Here is an 8,339-nt window from a genome sequence, read left to right on the forward strand (position 1 = left end):
GATGCGGGACCGGTTCGACGACAGCCGGGCCGGCCACCGTGATGGTCTCGGCGAACGGCACGGCGGCCTCTTCGAGGGCCTGGGAGACCTGGCCGAACGTGGCCCCGGTCGCCCGGGGCCCGTGTCCGGCCGCGTTGCCGCGCATCAGGCGTACGGCGCAGCGTCACCCCTGGACGCTCCCCGTGCCCCCCGGCGGCACGCAGCGCACGCGCGGGCACCACCCGGGGATGTGCCCGGCGCACGCTATGGAGCTGATGTCGCAAACGATTCAGCGCAGGTTCGCGCCGGGGCAGCACCGCACCGTTCCGAGCCCGCCGATGTCGCAGGACTCGGCGCCGGACGGTGCCCTGACCCCACGGCCTGCCGGGCACCGGGCCCGCCGATGTCGCAGACGATTCAGCTCCACAGGCGACCCGCACCGGTACCGGGTGCGGCCCGAGTCGGGCCGGGTGGCGGGCGGGCCGGTCCCGGCGCCGTCCGGCCATCTGCTACTCGACGGCGGTCAGCGCCGCCTCGAGCCGACGCCAGACGTGGCTGCGCCAGCCGCCGTCGAGCAGGGTGAACGTCCGGCGCTGCACCGGGTCGTCCGGGTCGAAGCCGGCGTGCTCGAGGAAGAGCCGGGTGCCCGCCCCTCGGGAGCGAGGGTCCAGGTGACCACGGTGTCCAGCCGGCCGCCTCGCCAGGCCCAGCGCAGCCGGCGCGGCGGGTCGATCTCCAACACCTCGCAGTGCACCACCCCGTCGAAGCCCTGGCCGGGCCGGGGCTGGGTGTGGAAGGTGAAGCGGTGACCCGGTAGGGGGCGGAAGTCGTTCGGCATCAGCCAGCGCGCCAACAGATCAGAATCGGTCAGCGCCCGCCAGACCTTGGCCGGTGGGTGGGCCAGGAACTGGTCCACCGCGATGGTCGCGTGATCACTCATCGGGCAGCCGGTCCAGCACGTCGCGCAGGTCGGCCAGGCGGGCGCGCCAGAACCGCTCGTACGGGCCCAGCCAGTCGGCGACCTCCCGCAACGGCTCCGGACGCAACGAGTAGAGCCGCTGCCGGCCGACCGGCTGCTCCACCACCAGCCCGGCGTCCCGGAGCACCTTCAGGTGCTCCGACAGGCTCGGGCGCCGCATGTCGAAGTGGTCGCGAGCCGCTGCACCGGTTGCTCGCCCCGCTCCAGCAGCAGCCGGAGCAGCTCCCGCCGGGTGGGATTGGCCAGCGCGGCGAAGACGTCCCCCTCAGACACGGGTCGACTGGAGCACGATGCCGTTGCCGTCGGGGTCGTCGAAGGTCGCGTACCGGCCCCAGGGGGCGGTCTGGATCCCGCCGTCGGCGAAGGCCACACCCCGGGCGCGCAGCGCGGCCACGTCGCCGTCGAGGTCGTCGGTCTCCAGCACGAGGCCCTTGAGCGAGCCGGGCGGCATGGTGGGGAACCAGGTGACCAGGGTCAGGGCGGTGGCTGCCCCCTTTGGCGCGACCTGCACCCAGCGGCCGCCGGGGCCCATCGGGTTGTCCCAGATCAGGTCGAAGCCGAGGACGTCGACGTAGAAGTCACGGGCCCGGTCCTGGTCGCTGACGGGCACGGAGACGAGTTGCACATGGGTCACGGTCATGCCCGCCACAATAGGTAGGAGATTTCCTACCAGTCAAGCCGGAAGAGGGCCGGCCGACCCGGGGGTCGACCGGCCCGCTCCGAGGCCCGAGGTCAGTTGGTCGGGTGACCCGGCTGCCCCTGCGGGTGGCCGTACTGCCCCTGCGGGTGGCCGAACTGGCCCTGCGGGACCGGGTGGCCCGGGTGGCCCGGGTGGCCCGGGTGGCCCGGGTGGCCCGGGTGGCCCGGGTGGCCCGGGTAGCCCTGCGGAGCCGGATAGCCCTGCGGCGCCTGCGGGGCCTGGCCGTACGGGCCGGGCTCCCCTCGGGCGCCGACCAACCCGGCGCGGGCTGGCCCGGGTGGCCCTGGGCGGCGACCTGGTGCGCCGCCGCCTGCTCCCTGGCCTCCTTGCGCGCCTTCACGGCCCGGACGATCAGCAGGATCGGCAGGATGAAGGCGTAGAAGAAGATCCGGTAGGTGCCGCCCTCGAAGAGGAACATCAGGTAGAAGCCGTAGCAGAAGAATGCCAGGCCGACGACGACGTTCAGAATCCGCGAGCCGGTGCCCTGCTCACGGATCGCGAGACCGATGACGATCATCGCGATGCCACCGAGCATCAGCAGAAGGGTGTAGAGAAGGAACATGTGATCCCCGTCAATCCGGTGAATGTGCCGGCCCACCATAGAGGAGCACCGGGAGACCCCGCTGCCCCGTTTGCTGTGGCGGCCGACACCTCACTTGAGCTGGCCCGCGGTCAGCCCGGCCTGGATCTGCCGCTGGAACGTCACGTACACCACCAGCACCGGGAGCACCGCGATGGCCAGGCCGGCGAAGAGCTGCGCGTAGTCGCCGGCGTAGCCCTGGTTGACGGCGAGCGCGTTCAACCCCTGGGCGAGCATCCACCTCGACTCGTCGCCCTGCATCAACACCTGCGGCAGCAGGAACTGGTTCCAGTGGCTGAGGAAGTTGAAGATGCCGACACTGATCAGTCCCGGTCGCGCCATCGGCAGCATCACCCGGAAGAAGAGCCGGAAGTGACCACAGCCGTCGATCAGTGCCGCCTCCGCGACCGAGGTCGGCAGGGTCCGGAAGAACGCCGTCAGGAAGAAGATCGTGAACGGCAGCGAGTACGCCGCGTACACCAGGATCAGGCCCGTCCAGGTGCCGAAGAGGCCGGCGTTGCGGACCACGAAGAAGAGCGGCACCAGGGCCAGGAAGACCGGGAACATCATCCCGCCGACGAAGAGGTAGTAGACCACCTGCCGGCCGCGGAACTCGTACCGAGCGAAGACGTACGCGGCCGCCGCGCCGAGCAGCATGGTCAGGGTCAGCGAGCCGGCCACCACCACCGCGCTGTTCAGGAAGTACTGGCCGATGTGCGCCTTCGTCCAGGCCCGCGCCCAGTTGTCGAAGCGCAGCGCGCCGGGCAGCCCCCACGGGTCGGCCAGGATCTCGCTGTTGCTCTTGAGCGAGCTGACGAACATCCAGGCCAGCGGCAGTATGGTCATCGCCGCCCAGAGCAGCAGGAAGGTGTGCGAGAACGCGTTCGCCACGCCCAGTTCCCGCCGCAGCGGCCGATCGGCATGCCGAGGTATGGGCTGACCGCCAGCCTTCTCAACGGCCGTGGCGCCGACGGCGGTCGCAGGGTCCGCCGTGCGGGACGGCGAGGTCTGGTCCGGGTTAGCAGTCACGCCGCTCCCTCCCCTCAGAAATGTCACAGTGGACTCGTAACATGGCGGGCGTGGGTGAAGCGGTGAGACGAGCGTTCAAGTACCGCTTCTACCCCACGCCGGACCAAGCGGAACAGTTGAGCCGCACCTTCGGATGCGTTCGCGTGGTGTACAACAAATCTCTCGAAGAGCGCACCCGGTTCTACAAGACCGAACGCCGTGCCATGAGCTTTGCAGAGACGTCTGCTGCGCTTACCCGCTGGAAGAAGACGGACGAGTACCCCTTCCTGAACGAGGTTTCGTCCGTTCCGCTCCAGCAAGCGGTCCGTCACCTGCAGACAGCTTTTGATTCCTTCTTTGCTAAGCGGTCTGGATACCCTCGCTTCAAAACCAGGCGGCGTTCCCGCGCTTCGGCTGAGTTCACGCGCTCCGCTTTCACCTGGCGGGATGGGCAGCTCACCTTGGCAAAGATGCGCCGTCCGCTGCGGATTGCCTGGTCGCGTCCGCTGCCTCCGGGTTCTGACCCGTCGACGGTTACCGTAAGTCGCGACGCCGCAGGCCGCTGGTTCGTCTCGCTTCGCGTCGAGGATCGATCGGTGAGACCACTGCCAGCCACTGACCGTGTCGTCGGCGTGGACGTGGGCCTGAGTGCGCTGGTCACCCTCTCCACTGGAGAGAAGGTTGCCAACCCGAGACATGCGGTCCCCGAGCGGAGGCGACTGCGAAAGGCCCAGCGAAGCCTGTGCCGTAAAGAGAGAGGATCCGCCAACCGCGAGAAAGCCAGGCTTCATGTCGCCAAGATCCATGCGCGGATCGCCGACCGCCGTCGCGACGAACTTCATAAGCTGACCACCCGACTCGTCCGCGAGAACCAAACGGTCGTGATCGAGGACCTCAGCGTCAAGAACATGCTTCAAAATCACAGCCTGGCAAGGGCAATCTCCGATGCTGGGTGGTCGGAACTGCGCTCGATGCTGGAATACAAGGCCCAGTGGTACGGCCGTAGCGTCATCGTAGTGAGCCGATGGTTCCCGTCCTCCAAGCGATGCTCCTCCTGCGGCCATTACGCCGAGCGGATGCCGTTGAACATCCGTTCTTGGACCTGCCGTTGTGGGGCAACGCACGACCGGGATGTCAATGCTGCTAAGAATATTCTCGCCGCCGGGCTGGCGGAGAGACAAAACGCCTGTGGAGGACCGGTAAGACCGGAACCGCGTACGCGGGGACGGCGCGGCCCGATGAAGCAGGAAGCCCGACGAGCGATCGCGGGGTCCGCCTCCGAATAGGGCGGAATATGTCAAGAGAACTCGATCCGATCGCGCCGGGCGGCCCGCAGCGCCAGCACCGCCACCGAGAGGGTAAGGAAGAACATCACCACGCCGATCGCCGAGGCGTACCCGAACTTGGTCTCGCTGCCGAACGCGGTGTCGTACATCCGGTTGCCGATCACGTCGGAGGAGAAGTTCGGGCCGCCGTTCGTCATCAGCTGCACCAGGATGAAGCCGTCCAGCGCGGCGATGGCCAGGTAGATCCAGGCCACCTGCACGGTGTCCCAGAGCAGCGGGATGGTGATCTTCCGCAGCATCACCGCCCGGGACGCGCCGTCGAGCAGCACCGCCTCGTAGATGTCGCGCGGGATGGCCTGCATGGCCGCGCCGAAGAGCACCACGTAGAACCCGACGTTGCTCCAGACCATCACCGCCAGCACGCACCAGAAGGCGAACCGGGGGTCGCCCAGCCAGGTCGGGGCGGGCAGGCCCACCGCCCGCAGCGCGCCGTTGAGCAGGCCGCTGTTCGGTGGTAGATCTCCTTCCAGAGCAGCGCGATGATCACCACCGAGAGCACCTGCGGGAAGAAGTAGACCAGCCGGTAGACCGAGGTGCCCCGTACCCCGGAGACCCCGGCCCGGCCCTTGCGGCCGCCCATGGTGAGCATGGTGGCGAAGAAGAGGCCGAGCGCGATGGTGAGCACCGGCACCAGGGCGAGCAGGATCGCGTTGTTCTTCAACGCGTTCCAGACGTAGCCGTCGTGCAGCAGGGTGCGGAAGTTGGCCATGCCGACCGGGTCGGCCTGCGCGGAATATCCCAGCCAGTCGGTGGTCGAGATCTGAAAGGCCTGGAGGTACGGCGAGAGCACGAAGACGCCGTACAGCACCAGCGGCGGCAGCAGGAAGCTGACGATCAGCGGGTATCTGCCATGTCGCACCGGGGCGACCCTCCCTGGTTTCGGGCGGTGGGGGCGGGACCGCCCGCCCCCACCGGGGACGTCACGCGGCCCGCTTGTACTTCTTGATCGAGCTGTCCTGGGCGATCGAGTCGGCGCCCTTCTGGCACTGGTCGAGGAACTCCGCCGGGGTGGACCGGCCGCTGAAGAACTCGCCGCAGGCGGCGTCGACGAGGTTGCGCTCCAGCTTGCGGTAGTAGTTGTTGTAGACCCAGTTGAAGCCGTTCGACCCGGACGCCTCCAGCGCCTTGACCACGGTGGCCAGCCCGAACGGCAGCTCGACGCCCTCGGTGGTGCCGGCCACCACGGTGAGGCTGGCGACCTTCTTCGTGAAGTCCTGGGCGCCCTTCTTGGACAGCATCGTCCGGAAGTACTCCAGGCCGCCGGCCACGTTCTTCGCCTTGGCCGGCACGATGAACGGCTCGCCGGCGGTGCCGCGGACCGCCTCGAACGGCAGCTTGTCGCCGCTGCCCAGGCTCGGCGTCGGGGCGACGGTCATGTTGAACCCGGCCGGGGTGACGTCCTTCTGCTCGCTCTCCAGCCAGGAGCCGCAGGAGATGAAGGCCGCCTTGCCCTGGCACCACGCGGTCTGCGACTGCTTGTGGTCGAGGCCCGGCGAGCCCTCCAGGATGTACTTGTCCTTGACGATCTGGTACCAGGCGTCGGCCGCGGTCTTCATCGCGTCGGACTTCCAGGCGTTCGGCTCGAGGTTGTCGATCGCCAGGGCGACCGAGGGGCCGCCGAGCTTGATCGCGGTGGAGATCAGTGGCCAGCTCATGTAGCGCGGGTGGATGCCCGCGTACGTCCAGGGGGCGATGCCGGCGGCCTTGATCTGCTTGCAGAGCGCGATGTGCTCGTCCCAGGTCTTCGCGTACTGCCAGTTGCGCTCGCTGAAGAGCTTGGTGGAGTGCCAGATGCCGTAGACGGTGTAGGTGTAGTTCATCACCAGGAACTTGCCGTCGTACGAGCCGACCTCGACGGCGCCCGGGAGCAGGGTGTCCTTGACGGTCTTGCCCGGGATGTCGAGGCTCGGCGCGGCGAGCAGCTCGCCGAGGTCGGCGAGGGCGTTCTGAGAGACCAGGCCGTTGGGGTCGATCTGCCCGGCGCCGGAGTTGTTCACCACGTCGGGCGGGGTGCCGTCGACGAAGCGCGGCTGGAGGGTCTTGTTGATCTCCTGCGTCGCGGAGTGCTTGATCTCGGCCTTCGGGTACTTTTCCTTGTACATGGCCTCGTGGGCCTTGGCGTACTCCTCGCCGAAGCCGCCGTTGAAGATCACCACCTCGAGCGGGGCGTCCTCCTTGACGCCGAGCGGGTTCTGCTCGCTCTTGGTGCCCTTGTAGGTGCCGGCGTCGGACTTGTCGTCGCCGCCGGAGGTGGCGCAGCCGGCGAGCAGGCCGGCGGCGGGGGTGGCCAGCAGACCGGCGGCGGCGCTGCGCCGCAGGATGTCACGCCTGTTCATCACATCTCCTCGGTTCGGGTACGGGCGGCCGCCGGGACTGGGGGATGGCGGCCGCGGCGTCGAGGCACGGGGGTGTCGTGTGTTGCTTGTCTTCAGTTCTCATAATCTTGCTGAAGAATTTCTACGACAGTGGGACGCGGACCACAAGACCCGGGGACCGAACCGTTATCACCACCGGCCGGCGCCGGCTGGCATAGCCTGGGCCCATGCGCCGCCTGCGGCAGCTCGCCGAGCGCACGCCGGCGGGGCGGGAGCGCTACGTCGACCTGCTCAGAGCGCTCGCCATCATCATGGTCGTCCTCGGTCACTGGGGCGTGACCGTCATCGGGTACGACCGGGCCGGCCGGCCCACCGGCCACTCCGCCCTCGGCGACCTGCCCTGGGCCTGGCCGCTGACCTGGGTGGCCCAGGTGATGCCGGTCTTCTTCCTGGTCGGCGGGTACGCCAACGCCGCCTCGCTGACCGCGCGCCGCTCCCGGGGCGGCGACGCCACCGGCTGGCTGGTCGACCGCAGCGCCCGGCTGGTCCGCCCGACCACCGCCCTGCTGGTCGTGCTGGCGGTCGGTGCGGCGGTCGCCCGGCTGCGCGGCGCCGAACCGAGCGAGATCCGCACCGTGGTCTGGTTCGCCACCATCCCGCTCTGGTTCCTCGTCGCGTACCTGATCGTCGTCCCGCTGACCCCGCCGATGTACGCGCTGCACCGTCGCTTCGGACTGGTCGTGCCGCTGGTGCTGGTCGGCCTCGTGGCGCTCGGCGACCTGGGCCGGCTGGTCGGCCCGGCCGGCCTGGCGACGGGGAACTACCTCTTCGGCTGGCTGGCCGTGCACCAGCTCGGCTTCGCCTGGTACGACGCCCGCTCGCCGGACACCCCGCGCCGCCGGCGGCTGCCCACCTCCCGGCGCACCGGGCTGGCGCTGCTGGCCGGCGGGCTGGTCGCGCTGGTGCTGCTGACGATCGTCGGGCCGTACCCGGTGGCGATGCTCAACGTGCCCGGCGAGCGGCTGGACAACGCCGCGCCGCCGAGCTTGGCGCTGCTCGCCGTCGCCACCGCGCAGCTCGGGCTGATCCTGCTGCTCCGGGCCCCGGCGCGCCGCTGGCTGCGCCGGACCGGCCCGTGGCAGGCGGTGATCGCGGTGAACTCGGTGGTGCTGACCGTCTTCCTCTGGCAGCTGACCGCCGCCGTGCTGCTGATCGGCCTGCTGGACGCCGTCGGCGTGCTCCCCACCTCCCGGGTCGGCTCGGCGGCCTGGTGGGCGTGGCGGGTGCCCTGGCTGCTCGCCCTGGCCGTGGTGCTGGCGGCGCTCGTCGCCGTCTTCGGCCGGATCGAGGCCCGCAGCCGCCGGACCAGCCCGGCCAGGTCCGACACCCGCGCCCCCGGCCGCACCGCGTCCGGCACCGACGGCACCGGTCC

At 69.6% G+C, this 8,339-nt stretch carries 11 protein-coding genes; 3 read left to right on the forward strand and 8 right to left on the reverse strand.

Annotated features, from left to right (window positions below):
• Positions 1-502 precede the first annotated feature (502 nt).
• Genes JNW87_RS30820 through JNW87_RS30835 form a run of 4 tightly spaced genes read right to left on the reverse strand, consistent with a single transcriptional unit; the run spans position 503 to position 1,598 of the window.
• Entirely contained in the window at positions 503-919 is a 417-nt protein-coding gene (locus tag JNW87_RS30820; protein WP_238454876.1) for an SRPBCC domain-containing protein, read from the reverse strand.
• A complete protein-coding gene (locus JNW87_RS30825) occupies positions 912-1,118 on the reverse strand; it encodes a helix-turn-helix transcriptional regulator (protein ID WP_238454877.1) in 207 nt (68 codons plus the stop codon). Before JNW87_RS30825 ends, JNW87_RS30820 begins: the two co-directional genes overlap by 8 nt.
• Positions 1,088-1,231 carry a hypothetical protein gene (locus tag JNW87_RS30830; protein WP_238454878.1) on the reverse strand — a complete coding sequence of 48 codons (144 nt, stop codon included), beginning with the start codon at positions 1,229-1,231 and terminating at the stop codon, positions 1,088-1,090. Before JNW87_RS30830 ends, JNW87_RS30825 begins: the two co-directional genes overlap by 31 nt.
• Entirely contained in the window at positions 1,224-1,598 is a 375-nt protein-coding gene (locus JNW87_RS30835) for a glyoxalase superfamily protein (RefSeq protein WP_109804152.1), read from the reverse strand. Before JNW87_RS30835 ends, JNW87_RS30830 begins: the two co-directional genes overlap by 8 nt.
• 104 nt (positions 1,599-1,702) lie before the next feature.
• Here JNW87_RS30835 and JNW87_RS30840 point away from each other — a divergent pair, with 104 nt between their 5' ends.
• Positions 1,703-2,038 (forward strand): hypothetical protein, encoded by a 336-nt coding sequence (locus tag JNW87_RS30840; RefSeq protein WP_238454879.1) that lies wholly within the window; start codon positions 1,703-1,705, stop codon positions 2,036-2,038.
• A 272-nt stretch (positions 2,039-2,310) separates the two neighbouring features.
• Here the strand turns inward: JNW87_RS30840 and JNW87_RS30845 are convergent, their stop codons facing one another.
• Positions 2,311-3,084, reverse strand: coding sequence for a carbohydrate ABC transporter permease (locus tag JNW87_RS30845; RefSeq protein WP_201749870.1), 774 nt, complete (start codon positions 3,082-3,084; stop codon positions 2,311-2,313).
• A 233-nt stretch (positions 3,085-3,317) separates the two neighbouring features.
• Between JNW87_RS30845 and JNW87_RS30850 the strand changes: the two genes are divergently transcribed.
• A complete protein-coding gene (locus JNW87_RS30850) occupies positions 3,318-4,532 on the forward strand; it encodes an RNA-guided endonuclease TnpB family protein (RefSeq protein WP_109804173.1) in 1,215 nt (404 codons plus the stop codon).
• Positions 4,533-4,543: 11 nt separating this feature from the next.
• On the opposite strand, the gene JNW87_RS40955 is transcribed toward JNW87_RS30850, so the two are convergent.
• The 3 genes from JNW87_RS40955 to ngcE form a co-directional block, all read right to left on the reverse strand.
• On the reverse strand, positions 4,544-4,954 hold the full coding sequence (locus tag JNW87_RS40955; RefSeq protein ID WP_309234115.1) for a sugar ABC transporter permease: 411 nt from the start codon (positions 4,952-4,954) through the stop codon (positions 4,544-4,546).
• A complete protein-coding gene (locus JNW87_RS40960) occupies positions 4,942-5,451 on the reverse strand; it encodes a sugar ABC transporter permease (RefSeq protein WP_309234116.1) in 510 nt (169 codons plus the stop codon). The genes JNW87_RS40955 and JNW87_RS40960 overlap by 13 nt, the downstream gene beginning before the upstream one ends.
• A gap of 61 nt (positions 5,452-5,512) precedes the next feature.
• Positions 5,513-6,928: an N-acetylglucosamine/diacetylchitobiose ABC transporter substrate-binding protein gene (gene ngcE / locus JNW87_RS30860; protein ID WP_109804155.1), complete on the reverse strand. Its 1,416-nt coding sequence runs from the start codon at positions 6,926-6,928 to the stop codon at positions 5,513-5,515.
• A 206-nt stretch (positions 6,929-7,134) separates the two neighbouring features.
• Between ngcE and JNW87_RS30865 the strand changes: the two genes are divergently transcribed.
• The coding region (locus tag JNW87_RS30865; protein ID WP_238454880.1) for an acyltransferase at positions 7,135-8,339 on the forward strand (1,205 nt) is incomplete at its 3' end.

The sequence above is a fragment of the Micromonospora sp. ATA51 genome (assembly GCF_016802855.1).
In the GTDB taxonomy this organism is placed as follows: Bacteria; Actinomycetota; Actinomycetes; order Mycobacteriales; family Micromonosporaceae; genus Micromonospora; species Micromonospora sicca.